Raw genomic sequence first — 22,596 nt, forward strand, 5'->3', positions numbered from 1 at the left:
GGTGGGTGGCCGCCGGGACCCGGCGGCCACCCGTACCGCGTCAGTTGGTGGCGACCTCGCGGCTCGACACGAGCGCGGCGAGCCGGTCCCCGATCGACGACGTGTTGCCGGTCGCCGCGTGGTCCCGGGTGGCCAGGTCGAACGCGACCGCGGCCTCGATGCGGCGGGCCGAGTCGCGGTCGCCCATGTGGTCGAGCAGCAGCGCGACCGACAGCACGGCGGCCGTCGGGTCGGCGATGCCCTGGCCCGCGATGTCCGGGGCCGAGCCGTGCACCGGCTCGAACATCGCCGGGTGGGTACGGCTGGCGTCGATGTTGCCGCTCGCCGCGAGGCCGATGCCGCCGGTGACCGCCGCCGCCAGGTCGGTGAGGATGTCGCCGAACAGGTTGTCGGTGACGATCACGTCGTACCGGCCCGGGTCGGTGACCAGGTGGATCGTGGTCGAGTCGACGTGCTGGTAGGCCACCGACACCTCGGGGTACTCCAGCGACACCTCCTCGACGATCCGCGACCACAGCGCGCCGGCGAAGGTCAGGACGTTGGTCTTGTGGACCAGCGTCAGGTGCTTCTTCGGCCGCCGCTGGGCGCGGGCGAACGCGTCGCGCACGACCCGGTCGATGCCGAACGCGGTGTTCTGGCTGACCTCGGTCGCGATCTCGTGCGGGGTGTCCTTGCGGAGCAGGCCGCCGGTACCGACGTACGGGCCCTCGGTCCCCTCGCGCACGACCACCAGGTCGATCTCCGGGTTGCCGGCCAGCGGGCCGCGCACCCCCGGGTAGAGCCGCGCGGGGCGCAGGTTCACGTGGTGGTCCAGCTCGAAGCGCAGGCGCAGGAGCAGGCCGCGCTCGAGGATGCCGCTGGGCACCGACGGGTCGCCGACAGCGCCCAGCAGGATCGCGTCGTGCTGCTTGATCTCGGTCAGCACCGTCTCCGGGAGCAGCTCGCCCGTGGAGTGCCAGCGGGCGGCACCGAGGTCGTACTCGGTCGTCTCCACGTCGCGGGCGACCTCGCCCAGGACCTTGAGTGCCTCGTTGATCACTTCCGGGCCGATGCCGTCACCGGGGATGACCGCAAGGCGCATGACCTCGTCCTCTCGTCGTACTGCTGGCCGCACGCTACCGCCTGCCGACGCAGGGTCATCGTTCGGCCACCCACTGGGGTGGTCCCGTCCGGGTGAGGTGTGCGCCGCACGCGGTCGGAGTACCCCCGACACACGGCCGTTCCGGGGACACCGGCGCGTGTCGAGGGGTGCGACGACGACCGCGACGGTCACCCGTCCGGGTGACGGGGAAGAAGCGCGACGACGGCGTCGTTGCCCCGGACGTGCCCACGCCCGACCGCCCGCTGCGTCGCCTCGGCTTCCTCACCATCGGCTCCTTCGACGGCGACGACCCGCGCCCCGGACACGAGACGACCCTGGAGATGATCGCCCTGGGCGAGCGTCTGGGCTTCGACTCGGCCTTCGTCCGGCACCGTCACCTGCAGTTCGGCATCTCCTCGCCGGTCGCGGTGCTCGCCGCGGCGACCCAGCGGACCTCACGGATCGAGCTCGGGACGGCCGTGGTCCCGCTCGGCTGGGAGAACCCGCTGCGTCTCGCCGAGGACCTGGCGACCGTCGACGTGCTCTCCGGCGGCCGGCTCAACCCGGGCGTCTCGGTCGGGCCGCCGATGCAGTGGGAGCACGTGCGGGACGCGCTCTACCCGGACACCGCCGACGTCGAGGACTTCGGCCGCGAACGGGTGTCGAGGCTGCTGCGCCTGGTCCGCGGGGAGCGGGCGAGCACCTTCTCCGGGACGGTCGGGATCGAGTCCTTCTCCGAGCGGGTGCAGCCGCACTCCCCCGGTCTGGCCGGACGCATGTGGTACGGCGCGGGCAGCGACTCCTCCGCCGTCTGGGCCGCGGAGCAGGGGCTCAACCTGCTCACGAGCAACGTGGTCCGCAGCGGCGGGGAGAGCGACTTCGCCGCGATCCAGTCCCGGCAGATCCGCGCCTACCGCGCGGCGAACCCGGCGGGACGGGTGTCGCAGGGGCTGGTCGTCGTCCCCACCGACTCCGCGACGCCCGCCCAGCGCGAGCGCTACGCCGCCTACGCCCGGGAACGCGACGCCAGGGTCGGCGTCCCGCAGGGCCCGGCCGGGCTGCTGTTCGCCCGCGACCTGGTCGGCACCTCCGCCGAGATCGCCGAGCGTCTGTGGGCCGACGCCGGGTTCCGGGAGGTCGACGAGGCGGTGTTCGCGCTGCCGTTCGGCTTCCCGCACGACGACTACGTCCAGATCGTCACCGACATCGCCGGCGCGCTCGGACCGGCACTGGGCTGGACCCCGCGCGGCTGACCCGCCCCGGCGGGCGGCCGCCCCGGGCTCAGTGCCCGGCGCGCGGCAGCGACCGGCGGGCCCGCACCCGGCCCGGCGCCTCGATCAGCCCGACGAGCGCGGCGAGGACCACGAGCATGCCGGGGCCGATCGTCATCGTCGCCGACGGCGGCCCGGTCACGATCGCCATCACCGACACGACGTAGGGCACGGTCAGCGACAGCCCGGTGACGAACCCGACGCCGAGCAGCACCAGGCACGCGACGCCGATCGCCGCACCGGCCAGCACCAGCGCCCGCAGCCAGCTCACTGGAGTACTCCCTCTCGACGTGGCGAGCGGACACGATCCCACGCCGGGCCCGGCCGGCACAGGTCCGTTCCCGCGATCCGGGACGTCAGTCGTCGAAGGAGATCAGCCGGATCGTCCGGGCGCCGACCGAGGCGCCGATCGGCTCCAGCACCGCCGGGTCGATCTGGCGGTCCACCCGCAGCAGCATGATGGCGTCGGTGCCGTCGGTGGTCTGCGAGATCTGGGCGGCCTCGATGTTGACCGCGGCCTCCCCCAGCAGCGACCCGACCCGGCCCATCACGCCGGGGCGGTCGGCGTACTCCAGCAGCACGACCTCGCCCTCGGCGCGCAGGTCGAAGTGCCGTCCGTTGATCTCGACGAGCTTCTCGACCTCGGCACGGCCGGTCAGGGTGCCGGACACGGTGACCTTCTCGCCGTCGGGCATGGCACCGCGCAGCTGCACCACGCTGCGGTGGTTGGCGCTCTCCGGACTGGTGGTGATCTCCACGGCGACCCCGCGCTCCTCGGCGAGCTGCGGCACGTTCACGAAGGTCACCTGGTCCTCGACGACGTGGGTGAACACCCCGCGCAGCGCGGCCAGGCCGAGGACCTGGACGTCCTCGCTGGCCAGCTCGCCCGCGACGTCGACGGTGACCGAGGTCGGGGTCCGCCCGGCGACGGCGTGCAGCGTGGTGCCCAGCTTCTGCACCAGCGGCAGCCAGGGCCGGACCTCCTCGCCGACGGCGCCGTGGATCTGCACGTTGACCGCGTCCGGCACGAACTCCCCGGCAAGCGCCAGCTGCACCGAGCGGGCCACGTCGGTCCCGGCCCGGTCCTGCGCCTCGGTGGTGGAGGCACCCAGGTGCGGGGTGACGACGACGTTCTCCAGCTCGAACAGCGGGCTGGACGTGGTCGGCTCGGTGACGTAGACGTCGATCCCGGCGCCACCGACGTGCCCGGAGCGGACCGCCTCGGCCAGGGCGTCCTCGTCGATCAGGCCACCGCGGGCGGCGTTGACGAGGAGCACCCCGGGCTTGGTGAGCGCGAGCTGGTCCTTGCCGATGAGCCCGAGCGTCTCCGGGGTCTTCGGCAGGTGCACGGTGATCATGTCCGCGGTGCGGAGCAGGTCGTCGAGGTTCAGCAGCTCGATGCCGAGCTGGGCGGCGCGCGACGGCGCGATGTAGGGGTCGTAGGCGACCAGCGTCATGCCGAACGCGGCGAGGCGCTGCGCGACGAGCTGCCCGATCTTGCCGAGACCGACGATGCCGACGGTCTTGCCACCCAGTTCGACCCCGCCGTAGGACGAGCGCCGCCACTCGCCGGACCGCAGCGCGGCGTCCGCCGCCGGGATGTGGCGCGCGGTCGCGAGCAGCAGCGCGATGGCGTGCTCGGCGGCGGAGACGATGTTGGAGGTCGGGGCGTTGACGACCATCACCCCGCGCGCGGTGGCGGCGGGGACGTCCACGTTGTCCAGGCCGACCCCGGCACGCGCGACGACCTTGAGCCGGCCGGCCGCGGCCAGCGCCTCGGCGTCGACCCGGGTGGCGGACCGGACCAGGAGCGCGTCGGCGTCGGCGAGTGCCGCCAGCAGGGCCGGACGGTCGGTGCCGTCGACGCGGCGGATCTCGACGCCGTCACCGAGCAGCTCGACGGCGGAGGGCGCGAGCGTCTCCGCGAGCAGGACGACGGGACGGTGGTCGGTGGCTGCGGTGCTCACGGTGTGCGAGTGCTCCCCGAGGTCGGTGCGCGAACGTCGACCATCCTAGGACCGCGCGGGCCGTCGCGGACCGGGACGGACGGACGGGTCGTCGCACGGCACACCCCGAACGCGCGAAACCCCCGCCCGGTGTCGCCGGTACGGGGGTTTCGCGTCGCCTGGTCCGGATGGGTGCGTCCGGACCCGGGCATCCGCGGGCCGTCTGGGGCCCGGGCGGATTCATCCTGCCGGACGCGTCCGGCAGAGGGTCATACGAGGGTCACTTGGCCTTCTCGCCGACCCAGCTCATCAGGCCGCGGAGCTTCTCGCCGACCTGCTCGATCGGGTGCTCGGCGCCCTGCTGCTGCAGCTTGGTGTAGTTGCCGCGGCCGGCCTCGTCCTCGGCCACCCACTCGCGGGCGAAGGTGCCGTCCTGGATCTCGCCCAGGATCTTCTGCATCTCGGCCTTGACCGCGGGCGTGATGACGCGCGGGCCGCGGGTGAGGTCGCCGTACTCGGCGGTGTCGGAGATGGAGAAGCGCTCGTTGGCGATGCCGCCCTCGTACATGAGGTCGACGATCAGCTTGAGCTCGTGCAGGCACTCGAAGTAGGCGATCTCCGGGGCGTAACCGGCCTCGGTCAGCACCTCGAAACCGGTCTGGACCAGCGCGGCGGCACCGCCGCAGAGCACGGCCTGCTCACCGAACAGGTCGGTCTCGGTCTCCTCCTTGAAGGTGGTCTCGATGACGCCCGCGCGGGCACCGCCGATCCCGGCCGCGTAGGAGAGCGCGAGTGCCTTGGCGTTGCCCGAGGCGTCCTGCTCGACGGCGATCAGGGCGGGGACGCCCTTGCCGTCGACGAACTGGCGGCGGACCAGGTGGCCCGGGCCCTTCGGGGCGACCATGGCGACGTCGACGCCTCCCGGGGGCTTGATCAGCTCGTAGCGGATGTTGAAGCCGTGCCCGAAGAACAGCGCGTCGCCGTCCTTCAGGTTCGGCTCGATGTCCTGGGCGTAGATGAAGCGCTGCTTGGTGTCGGGCGCCAGGACCATGATCACGTCCGCCCAGGCGGAGACCTCGGCCGGCGTGCCGACCTCGAGCCCCTCGTCGGCGGCCTTCTGCCGGGACTTGGAGCCCTCGGGCAGACCGATCTTCACCTCGACCCCGGAGTCACGCAGCGACAGCGAGTGCGCGTGCCCCTGGGAGCCGTAGCCGATCACGGCGACCTTGCGGCCCTGGATGATCGACAGGTCGGCGTCGGCGTCGTAGTAGATGTTGACACTCATGGCTCTGGGACGGTTCCTCTCAGGGGGTGTGTAGCCGTCGGCTACGCGGTCTGTCTAACGGACGGCCGCGGCGGTGATGGACCGGGGGCCGCGGCCGACGGCCACCATCCCGGACTTCACCATCTCGCGGATCCCGTAGGGCTCCAGCATGCGCAGGAGCGCGGTGAGCTTGTCGGCCGAACCGGTGGCCTCGACGGTCAGTGCCTCCGGCGAGACGTCGACCACCTTGGCGCGGAACAGCTGCACGGTCTCGACGACCTGGCTGCGCACCGTGGCGTCGGCCCGGACCTTGACCAGCAGCAGCTCGCGCTGCACCGAGGCGTCCGGCTCCAGCTCGACGATCTTGATGACGTGCACCAGCTTGTTGAGCTGCTTGGTGACCTGCTCCATCGGGAGCTCGTCCACCTCGACGACGATCGTCATCCGGGAGACGTCGGGGTGCTCGGTCGGGCCCACGGCGAGGGAGTTGATGTTGAACCCGCGCCGGGAGAACAGCCCGGAGACCCGGGCCAGCACGCCCGGCTTGTCCTCGACCAGGACCGAGAGGGTGTGGAGCTCGCTCACTTCTCGCCCTCCAGGGCCTGCTCGGTGACATCGGCGACCGCGTCGACCGAGGCGGCCAGCTCGTCGTGCTCGAACTCCGGCCGGATGTCGCGCCGGACGTTGATCTCGTCGTTGCTCATCCCCGCGGCGACCATCGGCCACACCTGGGCGTCGGCGCCGACGACGAACTCCACGACGACCGGCCGGTCGTTGATCTCCATGGCCTGGTGGATGACCCGGTCGACGTCGGACTTGGACTCGACCCGCAGCCCCTCGCAGCCCATCGCCTGCGCGAGCATCGGGAAGTCCGGGATGCGCAGCTTGTGGGTGTTGAGGTCGGTGTTGGAGTACCGCTCGCCGTAGAACAGGTTCTGCCACTGGCGGACCATGCCGAGGTTGCCGTTGTTGATGACGGCGACCTTGATCGGGATGCCCTCGATCGCGCAGGTGGCGAGCTCCTGGTTGGTCATCTGGAAGCAGCCGTCGCCGTCGATGCACCAGACGACGGTGTCCGGCGCGCCGACCTTGGCGCCCATCGCGGCCGGGACCGCGTAGCCCATGGTCCCGAGCCCGCCCGAGTTCAGCCAGGTCCGCGGCTTCTCGTACTTGACGAACTGGGCGGCCCACATCTGGTGCTGGCCGACCCCCGCGGCGTAGATCGCGTCGGGCCCGGCGATCGCGCCGATCCGCTCGATCACGTACTGCGGGGACAGCGCACCGTCGCTCGGCTCGTCGTAGCCGAGCGGGTAGCGGTCGCGCAGCCCGCCGACCTGCTTCCACCAGGAGGACAGGTCCGGCTCGCCGTGCTCGGCGCGGTCGGCACGGACGGCCTCGACCAGGTCGGCCAGGACCTCCTTGCAGTCCCCGACGATCGGCACGTCGGCGCGCCGGTTCTTGGAGATCTCGGCCGGGTCGATGTCGGCGTGGATGATCTTCGCCTCGGGGGCGAAGCTCTCCAGCTTGCCGGTGACCCGGTCGTCGAACCGGGAGCCGAGGGCGACCAGCAGGTCGGCGCGCTGCATCGCCGCGACCGCGGCGACGGTGCCGTGCATCCCGGGCATGCCCAGGTGCAGCGGGTGGCTGTCGGGGAACACACCGCGCGCCATCAGGGTGGTGACGACGGGCGCCCCGGTCAGCTCGGCCAGCTCCCGAAGCTCTTCGGCGGCCTCGGCCTTGAGGACGCCGCCGCCGACGTAGAGCACCGGCTTGGCCGACTCGCGGATGAGCCGGGCGGCCTCGCGGATCTGCTTGCCGTGCGGCCGGGTCGTCGGCCGGTAGCCGGGCAGCTGCAGCTCCGGGGGCCAGGAGAACGTGGTCTGCTCCTGCAGCACGTCCTTCGGGATGTCCACCAGGACCGGACCGGGCCGGCCGGTGGACGCCAGGTGGAAGGCCTCGGCGATCGCGCGCGGGATCTCCGTCGCGTCGGTCACCAGCATGTTGTGCTTGGTCACCGGCATGGTGATGCCGGTGATGTCGGCCTCCTGGAAGGCGTCGGTGCCGATCAGCGGCCGGGTCTGCTGACCCGTGATGGCCACCAGCGGCACCGAGTCCATGTGCGCGTCCGCGATCGGGGTGACCAGGTTCGTGGCCCCCGGTCCGGACGTCGCCATGCAGACCCCGACCTTGCCGGTGGCCTGCGCGTAACCGGTCGCAGCGTGTCCGGCGCCCTGCTCGTGGCGGACGAGGATGTGACGCACCTTCGTCGAGTCCAGGAGCGGGTCGTAGGCGGGCAGGATCGTCCCGCCGGGCAGCCCGAAGACGACCTCGCAGCCGATCTCCTCGAGCGAACGCACCAGGGACTGGGCGCCGGTCATGGGCTCGTCCACGATCCGCGGACCGGGGACGGCGGTGTCGGCGAGCGCAGAGGTGTGACTGCGGGACGTCGTGGTGCCGGCCGGAGCGGCGGACCGGCCGGGCGGCGGGCCCGGCTTCGGGCCGGACGAGCCGGACTTGGCGGGGACGGTGGTCATCTGGGTCTGCCTCGCTGGAGATCGTGTCGATCAGATGCCGGACATGGGCTGGACATGAAAAAACCCCCGCCGCCCGGTTGCTCCGGGCGCTGCGAGGGTGAGCGCGTCGTCGTTCGAGATGGTCGAACTCAGGCGACGACGCGCCCAAGAAGTACGAGAATTCGAACGGCGAACATGCGTCGACGCTAGCACGCGTCCCACGGACGGAGTCAAACGACCCCACCCGTCCGGGCCGCCGTCACCCCGCCCCCGTTTGCCACACTGGGGTCGTGAGCAGCACCGACGACCACGCCGTCCCCGCCGACACCACCTCCGCCGCCGCGCCGCGGGCCACGGCGGCGTCCCAGCAGGTGGACAGCGAGCTGGCGTGGACCCCACGGGTCCGCGACGAGGGCCGCAAGCTCCGCGTGGGCTCGCGCGCGCTGGTGTTCAAGCCGAGCCGGCTGACCATCTTCGCCATCCTGGTCGCGGTCGTCGGGTCGACGCCGCTGGTGTTCAGCCTGCCGTGGTTCTGGGTCGTGCTCGTGCTCCCGGTGGCGGCGATCGCCTGGATCCTGCGGGTCCGCACCACCGTGGACCCGGAGACGCTGACCGTGCGCAGCGCGTTCTCCTCCCGCACCGTGGACTGGGACGACGTGCGCGGTCTGCGGATCGGCTCGCGCTCGCGGGTCAGCGCGGTGCTGGGTGAGGACGACGACCTCGTCCTGCCCGCGGTGCACGCACGCGACCTGCCCGCGCTCTCGGTCGCCAGCGGCGGCCGCTTCGCCGACCCGGCCGCGGTGACCGAGCCGGAGGAGGACCCGGCCGAGGGTCACTGACGACACCGACGCCCGTCGCGGGGCGTACGGTTGCGGGCGATCGGCCCGCCGGCCGACGGGACGCGACCCGCCCCGCCGCCGTCGCGCCGCACCCCGGGCGGCTCGCGCCCACGCTCCGCGACGCGCCCACCGGGGTCCCCTCACGAACCACCACGGAAGACCCGGCTGGAGAAGACCGATGCCCGCCCTGCGTTCCCGCGTCACCACCCACGGTCGCAACGCCGCCGGAGCGCGTTCGCTCTGGCGCGCGACCGGCATGGGTGACGACGACTTCGGCAAGCCGATCGTCGCGATCGCCAACTCCTACACCCAGTTCGTGCCCGGCCACGTGCACCTCAAGGACATGGGTGACCTCGTCGCGGGCGCGATCAAGGAGGCGGGCGGGGTCGCCAAGGAGTTCAACACGATCGCCGTCGACGACGGCATCGCGATGGGCCACGGCGGGATGCTCTACTCGCTGCCCAGCCGCGAGATCATCGCCGACGCGGTGGAGTACATGGTCAACGGCCACGCGGCCGACGCCCTGGTCTGCATCTCCAACTGCGACAAGATCACGCCGGGCATGCTGAACGCCGCGATGCGGCTGAACATCCCGACCGTGTTCGTCTCCGGCGGGCCGATGGAGGCCGGCAAGGCGGTCGTCGTCGGCGGCGTCGCGCAGGCCCCCACCGACCTGATCACCGCGATCTCGGCGTCCGCGTCGTCGGAGGTGGACGACGCCGGCCTGGCCGAGGTCGAGCGCTCGGCCTGCCCGACCTGCGGGTCCTGCTCCGGGATGTTCACCGCGAACTCGATGAACTGCCTCACCGAGGCCCTCGGGCTCTCGCTGCCGGGCAACGGCTCCACCCTCGCCACCCACGCCGCGCGCCGCGAGCTGTTCCTGAACGCGGGCCGCACCGTGATGGACCTGGCGACCCGCTGGTACCGCGACGACGACGCCTCCGCGCTGCCCCGCAACATCGCCACCCGCGAGGCGTTCGAGAACGCGATGGCCCTCGACGTCGCGATGGGCGGCTCCACCAACACGGTGCTGCACATCCTGGCCGCCGCCCAGGAGGGCGAGATCGACTTCGACCTGGCCGCGATCGACGCGATCTCCCGGCGGGTGCCGTGCCTGTCCAAGGTCGCGCCGAACTCGGACTACCACATGGAGGACGTCCACCGGGCCGGTGGCATCCCCGCCCTGCTGGGCGAGCTGTGGCGGGCCGGGCTGCTCAACACCGGGGTGCACGCGGTGCACTCCCCCTCGCTGGAGCAGTGGCTCACCGAGTGGGACATCCGGTCGTCGGCGCCGTCGGAGACCGCGATCGAGCTCTACCACGCCGCGCCGGGCGGGGTCCGGACCACGCAGGCGTTCTCCACCGAGAACCGCTGGTCGAGCCTCGACACCGACGCCGCGGGCGGCTGCATCCGCGACATCGAGCACGCCTACTCCGCCGACGGCGGCCTGGCCGTGCTGCGCGGCAACCTCTCGGTCGACGGCGCCGTGATCAAGACCGCGGGCATCCCCGAGGACATCTGGGAGTTCGAGGGCCCGGCCGTGGTGCTGGAGAGCCAGGAGGAGGCCGTCTCGGCGATCCTCAAGAAGGAGATCAAGCCCGGCGACGTGCTGGTCATCCGCTACGAGGGCCCCGCAGGCGGGCCGGGTATGCAGGAGATGCTGCACCCGACCGCGTTCCTCAAGGGCGCCGGGCTGGGCAGGGTCTGCGCCCTGATCACCGACGGCCGGTTCTCCGGTGGCTCGTCGGGCATCTCGGTCGGCCACGTCTCCCCCGAGGCGGCCGCCGGCGGCACGATCGGCCTGGTCGAGAACGGCGACCGGATCCGGCTCGACGTCCGCGCCCGGTCCCTGGAGCTGCTCGTCGATCCCGAGGTGCTCGCCGACCGGCGCGCCAAGATGGAGTCCTCCGAGCGGCCGTGGCAGCCCGTGGACCGGCAGCGCGTCGTGTCGAAGGCGCTGCGCGCCTACGCCCACATGGCGACCAGCGCCGACACCGGGGCGGTCCGCCGCATCCCCTGATCCGCACGTCACGACGGCCCCGGTCCGCGCCCTGCGGACCGGGGCCGTTCGCGTCTAGGTTGATTGGCATGGCTACCGGAACCGGCCTCGGAACCCGTCGACTCGGCGATCTCACCGTCTCTGCCCAGGGCCTGGGCTGCATGGGCATGAGCCAGGCCTACGGCGACACCTCCGACCGCGCCGAGTCGATCGCGACGATCCACCGCGCCCTCGACCTGGGCGTCACCCTGCTCGACACCGCGAACGTCTACGGCGACGGCGCCAACGAGGAGCTCGTCGGCGCCGCGATCGCCGACCGGCGCGACCGCGTGGTCCTGGCCACGAAGTTCGGCATCACCCGCGACGCGGACGGCAACCAGGGCGCCCGGGGCGACGCCGCCTACGTGCGGCAGTGCGTCGAGGAGTCGCTGCGGCGCCTGCGCGTCGACCACATCGACCTGTACTACCAGCACCGGGTCGACCCGGACACGCCGATCGAGGAGACCGTCGGCGCGCTCGTCGGGCTGATCGAGGAGGGGAAGATCCGCCACTACGGCCTGTCCGAGTGCGGCGCGGACACGCTGCGCCGCGCGCACGCGGTGCACCCGCCGGCCGCGGTGCAGTCGGAGTGGTCGCTGTGGACGCGTGACATCGAGCGCTCCGTCGCGCCCACCTGCGCGGAGCTCGGTGTCGGCATCGTGCCGTTCTCCCCGCTGGGCCGCGGCTTCCTGACCGGCGCGATCACCTCGACCGGCCAGTTCGGCGAGGGCGACATGCGCCGCGGCCTGCCCCGCTTCTCCGAGGAAAACCTGGCCGCCAACCTCGCGATCGTCGACGCGCTGAAGGCCGTCGCGCAGCGCCGTGGGGTCACCGCCGGGCAGCTCGCGCTGGCCTGGGTGCAGAGCCGCGGGGAGCACGTCGTCCCGATCCCGGGCACCAAGCGCCGGACCTACCTGGAGCAGAACGTCGAGGCGGCGACGCTGGAGCTGACCGCGCAGGAGCTCGCCGAGATCGAGGCCGCCGCACCGGCGTCCGCGGTCGCGGGCGAGCGCTACCCGGAGCACCTGCAGCGCAACGTCGGGCGTTGACCCTGCGATGACTCTGCGATGTTTGCCCGTTTCCGAGGAAGGACACCCGTCGTACATGACCTCCTACGTCACGACCAACCCCGCCACCGGGAAGACCGAGAACGAGTTCCCCGAGCTCACCGACGCCGAGGTCGGTGACGTCCTGCGCCGGGTCACCGAGGCGTTCCCGTCCTGGCGTTCGACCCCGGTCGGGGACCGGGCGCAGATCCTGGTCCGGGTCGCCGAGGCCTACGAGGCCCGCCGTGACGAGCTCGCCACCCTGATCGCGACCGAGATGGGCAAGCCGGTCCGGGAGGCCGCGGGCGAGGTGGCGCTGGCGGCGTCGATCTACCGCTGGTACGCCGAGCACGGCCCGGAACTGCTGGAGCAGGAGACGCTCGACCCGCAGGGCGCCGCGGAGTCGGTGGTGCAGACCGAGCCGGTCGGGCCGCTGATCGGCGTCATGCCGTGGAACTTCCCCTACTACCAGGTGGCGCGCTTCGTCGCGCCGAACCTGATGGTGGGCAACACGATCGTCCTCAAGCACGCCCCGATCTGCGCGGCGTCGGCCGCGGTGATGGCCGAGATCTTCCACGACGCCGGCGTCCCGGCCGACGTCTACGTCAACGTGTACGCGACCAACGACCAGATCGCGGAGATGATCGCCGACCCGCGGGTGCGCGGGATCTCGCTGACCGGCAGCGAGCGGGCCGGTGCCGCGGTCGCCGAGACCGCGGGCCGGAACCTGAAGAAGGCCGTGCTGGAGCTGGGCGGCTCGGACGCCCTCATCGTGCTCGACGACGCCGACATCGCCCGCACCGCGAAGGTCGCCGCCCGGGCCCGCCTGATGAACGCCGGCCAGGCCTGCAACTCCCCGAAGCGGATGATCGTGCCGAACGACAAGGTCGAGGAGTTCGTGTCGGTGCTGGTCTCGACGTTCGAGTCGACCGAACCGGGCGACCCGACCGACCCCGGCACCCGGCTCGGCCCGCTGTCCTCGGTCACCGCCCGCGACGGCGTCGCCGAGCAGGTGCGTCGCGCCGTGCAGCAGGGCGCCACCCTGCACACCGGCGGCGACGTCGTCGACGGCGACGGCGCCTTCCTCCGCCCCGCGGTCCTGACCGGCGTCACGAAGGACATGGACGCCTACTCCGAGGAGATCTTCGGCCCGGTCGCGGTGGTGTACGGCGTCGACTCCGTCGACGAGGCCGTCTCCCTGGCCAACGACGTGGACTTCGGGCTCAGCGGGTCGGTGTGGAGCACCGACTCCGACCGCGCCCGGGAGGTCGCCGACCGCCTCGATGTGGGCATGGCCTACGTCAACGAGCACGGCACCACGCTGCCCGGACTCCCCTTCGGCGGGGTGAAGCGCTCCGGCTTCGGCCGCGAGCTGGGCCGCTGGGGCATGGGCGAGTTCGTCAACACCCGGCTGCGCCGTACGGCCGAGGCCCGCGACTGAGGGCACGCCGAGAGGCACCTCAGGGCCGTCCGCGGACGCGCCCGGCAGCCGTGGGGTGCCTCTCGGCGACCGTGTCCCGGCGCAGGGACCACGCGATCGCGACGAGGACGGCGAGTCCCCAGAGCGGCAGATTGGCGGCGACCAGCTGGTCCAGCACACCGCCGCTCCCGTTCCGGACCAGCCAGTGGGGCCCGATCGCGAACAACGGCACACCGGCGAGGAGCACCCCGCACAGCGCTCGGGAGCGGCTCCGCCGCGCGTGCTCGACCAGGACGGGCCCGAAGGCCAGGACCCAGACCCAGTGATGCGACCACGAGATCGGCGAGACCAGCGCCCCGGCGACGGCCAGTACCGCCGCCCCCACCAGCGGGAACCCCTCCCGTATGCAGCGCCGGGCCAGGACCAGTGCAGCCGCGCCCACCGCGGCGGCCGCCACGCACCACAAGCCGATCGTCACGGTGCCGGTCGCACCGGACCGGACCAGGATCCCGCGCAGGCTCTGGTTCTCGACGTAGCCGAGATCGAGCGGGATCCCGACCCCGCTGAGCCGCTCGGACCAGAAGGCGACCGAGTCCGCCGGAGCGAGCACCGCACCGAGCACGATCGACGCCGCGAAGGTGGCCAGCGCGACGACGGCCCCCCGGCGGTCACCCCGCATGACCAGCCAGACCACGAAGACCAGCGGCGTCAGCTTGACCGCCGCCGCGAGCCCGATCGGCACCCCGCGCCACCGGTCCCAGAACGCACCCCGGGCGAGCAGCCCGGCAGCGACCAGGCCGACCAGGAGGATGTTGACCTGGCCGAGGAACAACACCAACCGGACCGGGTCGGTCAGCAGCACCACCGGAGTCGCCGCCGCGAGCCACCGGGCCCGGACCGGTCGGCCCACCGCGCGCTGCATCGCCGCTCCCACGACCGGCACCAGCGCGGCCGACACCACGGTCAGCAGCGTGGCCGCGAGCGGCATCGGCACCGACGTGAGTGGGACGAACAGCACCGCCGCGATCGGCGGGTACACGAACGGCAGGGGCTCGCCGTACCCGGTCGGGAACACCTCGGTGTAGAGCGGTCGTCCCGTCAGCCACGCCTGGGCCGCCTGGCGGTACACGTCGAGGTCGATCCGGTACTGGGCCGTCCACCCGGTCGACAGGAGCCCGATGCCCTCGATCCCGTGCAGGAACAGGAAGGCCACGCCCACCGATGCGGCGAACGTCGCGAGCGGGAGCAGCGGTCCGTGGCGCGAGAGCAGCATGACGGCACCCTCCGGTGGTGGAGGGGGCCGAGGCGTCACCCCGGGGCGGGAACCCCGTCCGGCTCTCCAGGGGGATCAGCGCCCCGGTTCGACCAGTCCGCTCTCGTAGGCGACCACGACGGCCTGGGCCCGGTCGCGCAGGTGCAGCTTGGAGAACAGCCTCCCGACGTGCGACTTGACCGTCTCTTCCGCGACGACCAGGTCGGCGGCGATCTCGCGGTTCGACAGGCCGCGGGCGATCAGCCGCAGCACGTCCCGTTCACGGGAGGTGAGTGCGGCCAGGCGTGCGGTCTCCGCGCGTGACGGCGGGCGGTGGGCCGCGAACCGCTCGATCATCCGGCGCGTCACCGACGGCGCCAGCAGTGCGTCGCCTGCGGCGACCGTGCGCACCGCGGTGGCGAGCACGTCCGGCGGGGCGTCCTTCAGCAGGAACCCGCTCGCCCCGGAACGGAGCGCCTCGTAGACGTAGTCGTCGACGTCGAAGGTCGTCAACACGACGACACGGGGGCGATGGCCACGCGCGTCCGCCAGCAGCTCCCGGGTGGCCGCGATGCCGTCGAGGACCGGCATCCGGACGTCCATCAGAACCACGTCGGGACGGCGGTCCCGGACGACGGCGACCGCTTCCCGTCCGTCGGCCGCCTCGCCGAGGACGGTGATGTCCGGTTCCGCGTCCAGCAACGCCGCGAAGCCGGCACGCACCATGGCCTGGTCGTCCACCACCACGACACCGATCACGTCGTCCCCCACGGCAGACGGGCCCGGACGACGAACCCGCCGTCGTCGGTCGGGCCGCTCTCCAGCGTCCCGCCGAGCAGACGGGCACGCTCGGCCATGGCACGCAGCCCGGTCCCCGCCCCCCGGTGCCGGCACGGGCGGTGCCGGCGGGCGGGCGTTGGTGACCTCGATGCACACCGGTCCGCCGGGCGTGGCCGTGACCCGGACATCGATCGCGGCGCCCGTCGCGTGCCGGACGGCGTTGGCCAACGCCTCCTGCACGATCCGGTGCACCGAGACGGCGACGACGTCGGGGACGCGGTCGCCGCCGTCCACGTCGAGGGTGACCGGGCAGCCGGCTCCCCGGGTGGCCTCGACCAGGGCCGGCAGGTCGGAGAGACCGGGCTGGGGCGCGTTCCCGGCCCGGTGCGGATCGTCGTCCGGGTCGTCGTCGCGCAGCACCCCGACCAGGCGACGCATGTCGGCGAGAGCGGACCGGGACAGGGCGGCGAGCTCGTCGAACTCGACGGCGGCCGAGTCGGGGACGCCCGGGATGCGTCGGGTCGCGCTGGCCGAGCGCACCGCCAGGACCGACAGGTGGTGGGCGACGACGTCGTGCAGCTCCCGCCCGATACGGTCCCGCTCCGTCCGGAGTGCCCGCGTCCGGAGCTCCTGCTGCTCGTCCACGAGTGCCGACCACCGGTCCCGGCTCCGGATCCCCACCGCAGCGGCCAGCAGCATCGAGACGACCCACAGCACGGCGAGCGACCACTCTGGGCCCGTCCATTGCCCCGAGTCCGGCGAGACGACCGTCCGGAGCGTCGCGGCGAGCGCCATCAGACCTCCCAGGACGGCGGTGCTCCGCGGCCGCAGCGCCGACGCCGCGACGAGCAGGATCGCCGCCTGGGAGAGATGGGTGTCCACCATCCAGGGGAGCGGTGCACCGCCGGGTCCCGGCCACGGAAGCTGCAGGAGCACCGTGGCCGCGAGTGCCCACCCCGGGCGGTCGCGGGCCACCACCAGGGCGATCGCGAAACAGACCGCCCGTGCGAGCAGCAGAACGTCGTCGAGCTGCTGGAAGGTGAGGACGGCCAGGGCCGCCACGCCCAGTGCCGCCGGCAGGAACGGCCATCGCGGCCAGACCCGGCGGCCGCTGTCCGGCCACACCGGCACCCGCGCCGACCGCACGTCCGACCACAGGCCGCCCACGTCACCCACCCACGATCGCGCCGAACTCGTCCAGCGCCGCGGTCACCACGGCGACCATGGAGGTGGCCCGGTCGCCCGGCTGGTGATCGGCGGCGAACGACAGGTACTGCACGTGGGCCTGGGCTCGCGCCCACGCGGTCTCGGCAGCGACCATCGCGGGCGGGTCCGGTGCGCCCAGAGCGGCGTGGAGCGTGTCCCGGTAGACCACGGGGACCGGCGCCGCCGGTGCGTCGGCGGGCCCGTCGGCGGGCGGCGCGGTGAGCACCACCACGTCGAGCGACCCGGCCGCGACGCGGGCGTTGCCCCAGTCCAGCAACGTCGCCCCGGACGGGCCGACGAGGACGTTCCCCCGGTGGGCGTCGCCGTGGCACAGGGTGCGGGGCAGGACGCGCAGCGCGGTGCGGGCGCGCTCGTCGTCCGCCCACCTCGCGACGAGGTCCGCCCCGTCGTGCCCGGCGGTGCGCAGGCGCTCGGCGGCGTGCCCGCACCGGGCCGCCCACCAGGCGTCGTCGACGACAGGGATGCCGCGTGGGCGGTTGCGCCGCCAGTGCGCGTGCACCAGCGCGAGGGTGCGCCACACTTCGTCGGGGACGGGGGCGTCGTCGGGCAGCGGGGTCCCGTCGACGTGCTCCAGCAGCACCCAGCCGTCGCCGGAGGCGAGCAGCCGCGGGAGCCGCACGGGGCCGTTGACCACCGCGACGGCGCGCAGCGCGGCGGCCTCGACCGCACCGGTCCGCTTGAGGACGACCGCGGTGCCGTCGTCGAGGTCGATCCGTTCGGCACCGCCGGAGCCGTATCCGCCGCTCAGCGGGGTCCGGTCGCGGACCGCGACCGTACGCCGGCGGCGCCGGGCGAGCGGGCCCAGCCAGGCCTGGTCGGGAACGGTCACCGCCGCAGCACGAACAGGACCAGCAGCGCCACCGCGACGCCGACGACCAGCGACAGCACCGCCCACGGCAGCGGGCGGCGCTGGTAGGTGCGTCCGGCGTCGAGCGCGATCCGCCCGGCCCCGGCAAACACCAGCGCCGCGGCCCCGGCGCCGAGCAGCAGGTCCAGCTCCAGGGAGTTCGCGCCGTCCGAGGCGAACAGCGGCACGCTGGTCACCGGCACCAGCGCGACCGTCACCGCGACGATCTTCGTGGCCAGCAGGCCCGCCGCGGCGAACGGGGTCAGCAGACCCAGTACGAGCAGCACGCCGGACACCAGCTGGCCGACCGCGAGCACCCACGCCAGCGGCCCGGCGAACGCGACGAACCCGGCGGCGGCGAGTGCGGCGGCGCTCGCGTCGAGACCGATGCCGCCCGCGACGCCGAAGAGCTTCCGCGCACCGGCCGCGGCGAACGAGGCGCCGACGACCAGGCGCAGCACGAGCAGCCCGATGTCGGAGGAGACGTGCGCGGGCACCGGGAGCCGCTCCGGCCGGGTCGACTCCGGCGGTGCGTCGCCGGAGATGTTGCCCCAGTCGTAGTGCTGCGTGGGCCCGCTCATGGCGCCGGACCCTACCGGGACACCGGTCGTCTCCCCCGGCGCCGCGCGGCCCCGAGTGGCGCCGGGCCCGCTCAGCGCACCGACCGGACGAACATCACCGTCACGACGGCCGCCGCCACCAGCCCGGCCGCGACCGTGTACAGCAGCGGGTAGCTGTCGCCGGAAGCCGCCAGCACCGAGACCGCGACCACCGGTGCGAGGGACTGCGAGACCGTCCCGGCGACGTTGTACAGCCCCAGGCCGAAACCGCCGTGGGCGTCGCCCTCCGGGAGCACCTCGGTCGCCAGCGCGAGGTCCACGGCCAGGAAGACGCCGTAGGCGACGAAGCCGACCGAGGCGCCCAGCACGAACGTCGTGACGTCCTGCGCCAGCGCGATCAGCAGCATCGACACCGCGAACAGCGCCGCCGAGCAGCCCACCAGCACCCGGCGCCTGCCGAGCCGGTCGGACAGCCAGCCGGCCAGCGGGGCCACCACGAGCTTCAGCACCGCGCTGAGCGTGCTGTTCAGCGCCACCACCGAGGTCGCGACCGCGACGGTCACGCCCAGGTGGTCGGTCAGGGTGTAGAGCTGGAAGTTGAAGAAGATGTAGTAGCCGGTGAGCAGCAGGAACCGGCCCGCCCAGACGAACCCGAAGTCGCGGTAGCGCGCCAGCTGGGCGAGGCGCTCGCCCCACGGGACGCGCCCGGCCGGGGCGCGCGTCCCGGGTCCGGCCGACCGGTCGGGCAGCACGACGAGCAGCGCCGCGGTCGTCAGCACCGCGAACGCGGCCGGGCCGAGGAACAGCGCGACCGGCTGGTTCCCCAGCCAGACCGCGCCCCAGGTCCCGGCGCTCAACCCGGCCTGCAGGGCGACCCCGATCCAGCCGGAGACCCGGCCGCGCCGATCCGGCGGGACCTGGTCGGCGAGCACCGCGAACAGCGCCGAGAACGCCAGGTTGAGGAACAGCGACGCGATCGACCAGCCGAGCACCATCCCCCAGCGCTCCGGCACCAGCGCGATCACCAGCAGGCCCGCGACCCCACCCAGCAGGCCCAGCACCAGCCACGGCCGGCGACGGCCCCAGCGGGAGACGGTGCGGTCGCTGAGCCAGCCGCCCAGCGGCTGGGCGACCGAGGCGAACACCGTGCCGATCGCCAGGGTGGTGGCGAGGACGGCGGTCTTCTCCTCGCCGTAGAGCTGCTGGGCGCGCAGGGCGAGCGTCACCGCCACGGGGGTGGCCGTCGTCGCCATCAGCCCGGCGAACGCGAGGAGGTAGAACGGCATGAACAGCCGCGACGTCCGAGGGGCCGGTGCGGCGGTCTCCTGCCGGGTGCCCGGGCTGGTGGTCACGGCGCGGTTCCGCCCGGAGCGGGGTCGAAGCCGGCGGCCGCGGCGAGGACGGCGTCGTTCGCCGGGGGAAGGCCGGTGCTGACCCGCACCCCGAGCCCGTCCTGGTCGCGGACCGCGATCCCGGCGGCGGCGAGGCGCTCCACGAACGCCCGGCTGCGCCCGCCGAGGCGGACCCACACGAAGTTGCCGCCGCTGGGCGGCACGTCGAAGCCGAGCGCCAGCAGTCCGTCGCGGACCCGGTCGCGTTCGGCGGCCACCGCACGGCACTGCTCGCGCATCCGCTCCTCGGCGTCCATGGCGGCCAGCGCGGCCGCCTGGCCGAGGGTCGGCACCCGGTAGAACGGCGTGCTGGGCCGGATCGGTGCGGTGACCCGCTCGGCGGCGACGAGGTAGCCCACCCGCAGGCCCAGCAGCCCGTGCGACTTGGAGAAGGTGCGGACCACCACGACCCGGTCGTCGTGCGCGGCCAGGCCGAGCACGTCGGCGACCGCGTCCGGGTCGGCGAACTCGCGGTAGGCCTCGTCGACGAGCAGCAGGACGTGCGGGGGCAGGTCGTCGAGCAGCTGCTGCACCGCCGCGGTGCCGAGTACCTCACCGGTGGGGTTGTCCGGGTTGCAGAGCACCACGACACGGGTGTCGTCGGTGACCGCCTTCACCACCCCGGCGAGGTCGCTGCCGTCGGGGCCGTCCGGCACGGCGACGGCCGTCGCGCCGGTGTTGCGGATCAGCAGCGGGTACATCGCGAACGACGGCGCGGTGTGCACGACCGTCGTGCCGGGGGTGCAGTGCGCGGCGAGGAACTGCTGGAGCAGCGCGCCCGATCCCGCGCCCGCGACGACCCGGGTCGCGGGCACCCCGAGCCGCCGGGCGATCTCGGCGGTGAGGCCCTCGGACAACGCGTCGAGTGTGTGGCCGATCGTGTCCAGCGACCCGGTCAGCGCCTCGCGCACCCCGGGCAGGACGGGCCAGTGGTTCTCGTTGAAGGACAGCTGGTGGACGACGGGGGTCACGCTCGTCGCTCCTGTTCCTGGTCGGGGGTGGGGCCCAGCAGCACAGGGAAGGTCCGCGGGGCGTGGACGTGCACGCTGCGCCGGAAGGTCAGCTCGTCCTCCGCCGCGGTGGCCCGCAGCTGCGGGAACCGGCCGAACAGCGCGGTGAGCGCCACGTCGGCCTCCAGCCGCACCAGCGCCGCACCGAGGCAGCGGTGGATGCCGTGGCCGAAGGCGACGTGCCCGGCGGTGTCCCGGTCGGGGTCGAGCCGCGTCGGGTCGTCGAACCGGCTCGGGTCACGGTTCGCGGCCCCGGTGGACAGGGTCACCGACGCGCCGCGCGGGATCGCCGTCCCACCGATCTCCATGTCCTCGGTCGCGAAACGCAGCGAGGCGTTCAACGCCGGCGACGCCCACCGCAGCAGCTCCTCGACCAGCGCGGGGGCCGTCTCCGGCGAGGCGAGCCGCCGCCGGGCGTCCGGCTCGGTCAGCAGTACCCGGACACTGTTCGTCACGAACACCGCCGTCGTCTCGTGCCCGGCCATGAGCAGCAGCATCGCCATCGCGACGATCTCGATGTCGGAGAGCTGCTCGCCGTCCTCGGAGGCGGCGATCAGGCCGGAGAGCAGGGCCTCGTCGGGGTCGCGGCGACGCGCGGCGACCAGGCCGCCGAGGTAGTCGGCCATCTGGTTCGACGCCCGGACCAGCTCCGGCTCGGGGCACTCGTCGATCAGCACCGTCGACCAGTGGGCGAAGTCCTCGCGGTCCAGCTCGGGGACCCCGATCAGCTCGCAGATGACCTCCATCGGCAGCGGGATCGCGTACCGGCCGACCAGGTCGACCGGCTCGTCGACGGGGAGCGCGTCGAGCAGGTCGTGGGCCAGCTTCTCGACCCGCGGCCGCAGCGCCGCGATCCGCCGGGCGGTGAACGCCTGGGTCACCAGCCGGCGCAGCCGGGTGTGCTCCGGCGGGTCGAGCGAGGTCAGCATGTGCGACATCGGGGCGGGCAGCCCCGGCGGCGCCGCGGCGCGCTCGGCGGGCGGCAGCGACGCCCGCCAGTCCTTGGCGAGGCGCTCGTCGGCCAGCCCCGCCCGGACGTCGGCGTAGCGGGTGACCAGCCAGGTCGGGCCGGTCTCGAAGGTGACCTCGCGGACCGGGCAGTCCCGGCGGGCCCCGGCCAGTGCGGTGTGCGGGTCATGCCAGTAGGTCTCGAGGAACTCCTCGGACCCGGCGCTCGTGGTGGTCGTCTCGCTCATGGCGGTCTCCCCTGCTGCGGTGCCGGTCGGTTCGTGCCGGTCGTGCCGGTCAGTCCTTGACGGCCGTCGCGCTCATCCCGGCGGCCTGGTGGTGCGGCCAGCGCGCCGGCTCGCCCTTCGGGTGGTCGCCGAGCACGGTGACGCGGCGGCCGACCCGGCGGCCGGTGTAGTCGTTGACGGCGTAGTGCTGGGTGGCCCGGTTGTCCCAGATCGCGACCCCACCCTCGCTCCAGCGGTAGCGGCAGACCCGCTGCGGGCTCTCGGAGACGTCGAACAGGTGGGCCAGCAGCGCGGTGCTCTCCCCCGGGGTCAGCTGCGGGATGCGCCGGGTGAACATCCGGTTGACGTACAGCGAGCGCCGCCCGGTGTCCGGGTGCACCCGGACGACCGGATGCTCGGCCTCGCTGCGGTAGGAGCCGTTCGGGTGCTCGAAGACGTGCAGCGCGGTGAGCCCGTCGAGCAGCTCCCGCAGCGGGGCGGACAGCGCCTCGTAGGCGAGGTACTGGTTGCTCCACATGGTGTCGCCGCCGACCTCGGGGCCCTGCACGATCTGCAGCACCGACGCGATCGGCGGGGTCTGGGAGAACGTGACGTCGGTGTGCCAGACGTCGGCCTTCGCCCCCTGGTCGGAGTCGAGGAGGACGATCTCGTCGTGCCCGTCCAGCTTCGGCAGGAACGGGTGGACCTCCAGTGGGCCCAGCCGCCTGCCGAACGCCTCGTGGTCGGCCGGGTCGAGACCGGCGTTGTCGGGCAGGAAGAGCACGAGGTGGTCGAGCAGGAGCCGGTACAGGTGCGCGAACACCTCGTCGTCCACGTCGGCGAGCGCGAGCCCACGCACCTCGGCCCCCAGCGCTCCGGAAACCGGACGGACGTCGAGCGAAACCATGTGAAAACCTTTCCGTACGCATTGTTCGA

19 protein-coding genes and 1 pseudogene are annotated in these 22,596 nt (G+C 73.3%); 5 read left to right on the forward strand and 15 right to left on the reverse strand.

Translation table 11 applies throughout. From position 1 onward, the window contains the following. Nucleotides 1-40 precede the first annotated feature (40 nt). Nucleotides 41-1,081, reverse strand: coding sequence for a 3-isopropylmalate dehydrogenase (locus Ae331Ps2_RS03750; protein ID WP_020625276.1), 1,041 nt, complete (start codon nt 1,079-1,081; stop codon nt 41-43). A 242-nt stretch (nt 1,082-1,323) separates the two neighbouring features. On the opposite strand from Ae331Ps2_RS03750, the gene Ae331Ps2_RS03755 reads away from it, so the two are divergent. Next, nucleotides 1,324-2,334, forward strand: a complete 1,011-nt coding sequence (locus tag Ae331Ps2_RS03755) for an LLM class flavin-dependent oxidoreductase (protein WP_075312899.1) — start codon at nt 1,324-1,326, stop codon at nt 2,332-2,334. Nucleotides 2,335-2,362: 28 nt separating this feature from the next. On the opposite strand, the gene Ae331Ps2_RS03760 is transcribed toward Ae331Ps2_RS03755, so the two are convergent. From Ae331Ps2_RS03760 to Ae331Ps2_RS03780, 5 genes are all read right to left on the reverse strand, one after another. Further along, on the reverse strand, nt 2,363-2,623 hold the full coding sequence (locus tag Ae331Ps2_RS03760) for a hypothetical protein (protein ID WP_020627336.1): 261 nt from the start codon (nt 2,621-2,623) through the stop codon (nt 2,363-2,365). Between the two features lie 85 nt (nt 2,624-2,708). Further along, entirely contained in the window at nt 2,709-4,319 is a 1,611-nt protein-coding gene (serA, locus tag Ae331Ps2_RS03765; protein WP_075310674.1) for a phosphoglycerate dehydrogenase, read from the reverse strand. Between the two features lie 259 nt (nt 4,320-4,578). Continuing rightward, the gene (ilvC, locus tag Ae331Ps2_RS03770) at nt 4,579-5,583 is read right to left on the reverse strand and encodes a ketol-acid reductoisomerase (protein ID WP_075310672.1); all 1,005 of its coding nucleotides are present in this window, start codon (nt 5,581-5,583) and stop codon (nt 4,579-4,581) included. Nucleotides 5,584-5,637: 54 nt separating this feature from the next. After that, nucleotides 5,638-6,147, reverse strand: coding sequence for an acetolactate synthase small subunit (ilvN, locus tag Ae331Ps2_RS03775; protein WP_060712994.1), 510 nt, complete (start codon nt 6,145-6,147; stop codon nt 5,638-5,640). Then, nucleotides 6,144-7,940, reverse strand: a complete 1,797-nt coding sequence (locus Ae331Ps2_RS03780; RefSeq protein WP_233147791.1) for an acetolactate synthase large subunit — start codon at nt 7,938-7,940, stop codon at nt 6,144-6,146. Before Ae331Ps2_RS03780 ends, ilvN begins: the two co-directional genes overlap by 4 nt. A gap of 425 nt (nt 7,941-8,365) precedes the next feature. Between Ae331Ps2_RS03780 and Ae331Ps2_RS03785 the strand changes: the two genes are divergently transcribed. The 4 genes from Ae331Ps2_RS03785 to Ae331Ps2_RS03800 all read left to right on the forward strand — a co-directional run bounded on the left by Ae331Ps2_RS03785 (nt 8,366) and on the right by Ae331Ps2_RS03800 (nt 13,439). Then, on the forward strand, nt 8,366-8,914 hold the full coding sequence (locus Ae331Ps2_RS03785; protein ID WP_020627341.1) for a PH domain-containing protein: 549 nt from the start codon (nt 8,366-8,368) through the stop codon (nt 8,912-8,914). A gap of 178 nt (nt 8,915-9,092) precedes the next feature. Then, nucleotides 9,093-10,934 (forward strand): dihydroxy-acid dehydratase, encoded by a 1,842-nt coding sequence (ilvD, locus tag Ae331Ps2_RS03790; protein ID WP_020627342.1) that lies wholly within the window; start codon nt 9,093-9,095, stop codon nt 10,932-10,934. A 68-nt stretch (nt 10,935-11,002) separates the two neighbouring features. Beyond that, entirely contained in the window at nt 11,003-12,001 is a 999-nt protein-coding gene (locus Ae331Ps2_RS03795) for an aldo/keto reductase (RefSeq protein WP_075310668.1), read from the forward strand. Between the two features lie 55 nt (nt 12,002-12,056). Continuing rightward, on the forward strand, nt 12,057-13,439 hold the full coding sequence (locus Ae331Ps2_RS03800) for an NAD-dependent succinate-semialdehyde dehydrogenase (protein WP_075310666.1): 1,383 nt from the start codon (nt 12,057-12,059) through the stop codon (nt 13,437-13,439). Between the two features lie 19 nt (nt 13,440-13,458). Here the strand turns inward: Ae331Ps2_RS03800 and Ae331Ps2_RS03805 are convergent, their stop codons facing one another. The 9 genes and pseudogenes from Ae331Ps2_RS03805 to Ae331Ps2_RS03845 all read right to left on the reverse strand — a co-directional run bounded on the left by Ae331Ps2_RS03805 (nt 13,459) and on the right by Ae331Ps2_RS03845 (nt 22,567). Further along, complete coding sequence (locus Ae331Ps2_RS03805; RefSeq protein ID WP_075310664.1) at nt 13,459-14,691, reverse strand: glycosyltransferase 87 family protein; 1,233 nt, start codon at nt 14,689-14,691, stop codon at nt 13,459-13,461. A 75-nt stretch (nt 14,692-14,766) separates the two neighbouring features. Next, complete coding sequence (locus tag Ae331Ps2_RS32995) at nt 14,767-15,429, reverse strand: response regulator transcription factor (RefSeq protein WP_139320104.1); 663 nt, start codon at nt 15,427-15,429, stop codon at nt 14,767-14,769. A 438-nt stretch (nt 15,430-15,867) separates the two neighbouring features. Continuing rightward, nucleotides 15,868-16,335 (reverse strand): annotated as a pseudogene (locus Ae331Ps2_RS34125) (sensor histidine kinase); the annotation flags it as partial. A gap of 283 nt (nt 16,336-16,618) precedes the next feature. After that, nucleotides 16,619-17,506 carry an aminoglycoside phosphotransferase family protein gene (locus Ae331Ps2_RS03820; RefSeq protein WP_075310662.1) on the reverse strand — a complete coding sequence of 296 codons (888 nt, stop codon included), beginning with the start codon at nt 17,504-17,506 and terminating at the stop codon, nt 16,619-16,621. Beyond that, complete coding sequence (locus tag Ae331Ps2_RS03825; protein ID WP_075310660.1) at nt 17,503-18,105, reverse strand: DoxX family membrane protein; 603 nt, start codon at nt 18,103-18,105, stop codon at nt 17,503-17,505. The genes Ae331Ps2_RS03820 and Ae331Ps2_RS03825 overlap by 4 nt, the downstream gene beginning before the upstream one ends. 71 nt (nt 18,106-18,176) lie before the next feature. Continuing rightward, nucleotides 18,177-19,436 (reverse strand): MFS transporter, encoded by a 1,260-nt coding sequence (locus Ae331Ps2_RS03830; protein ID WP_075310658.1) that lies wholly within the window; start codon nt 19,434-19,436, stop codon nt 18,177-18,179. Then, nucleotides 19,433-20,446, reverse strand: a complete 1,014-nt coding sequence (locus tag Ae331Ps2_RS03835) for a histidinol-phosphate transaminase (protein WP_139318950.1) — start codon at nt 20,444-20,446, stop codon at nt 19,433-19,435. The genes Ae331Ps2_RS03830 and Ae331Ps2_RS03835 overlap by 4 nt, the downstream gene beginning before the upstream one ends. Beyond that, nucleotides 20,443-21,681, reverse strand: coding sequence for a cytochrome P450 (locus tag Ae331Ps2_RS03840; RefSeq protein ID WP_075310656.1), 1,239 nt, complete (start codon nt 21,679-21,681; stop codon nt 20,443-20,445). Before Ae331Ps2_RS03840 ends, Ae331Ps2_RS03835 begins: the two co-directional genes overlap by 4 nt. A 49-nt stretch (nt 21,682-21,730) precedes the next feature. Next, entirely contained in the window at nt 21,731-22,567 is an 837-nt protein-coding gene (locus Ae331Ps2_RS03845) for a TauD/TfdA family dioxygenase (RefSeq protein ID WP_075310654.1), read from the reverse strand. Nucleotides 22,568-22,596 lie beyond the last annotated feature (29 nt).

This window comes from Pseudonocardia sp. Ae331_Ps2, from assembly GCF_001932405.1.
Classification (GTDB): domain Bacteria; phylum Actinomycetota; class Actinomycetes; order Mycobacteriales; family Pseudonocardiaceae; genus Pseudonocardia.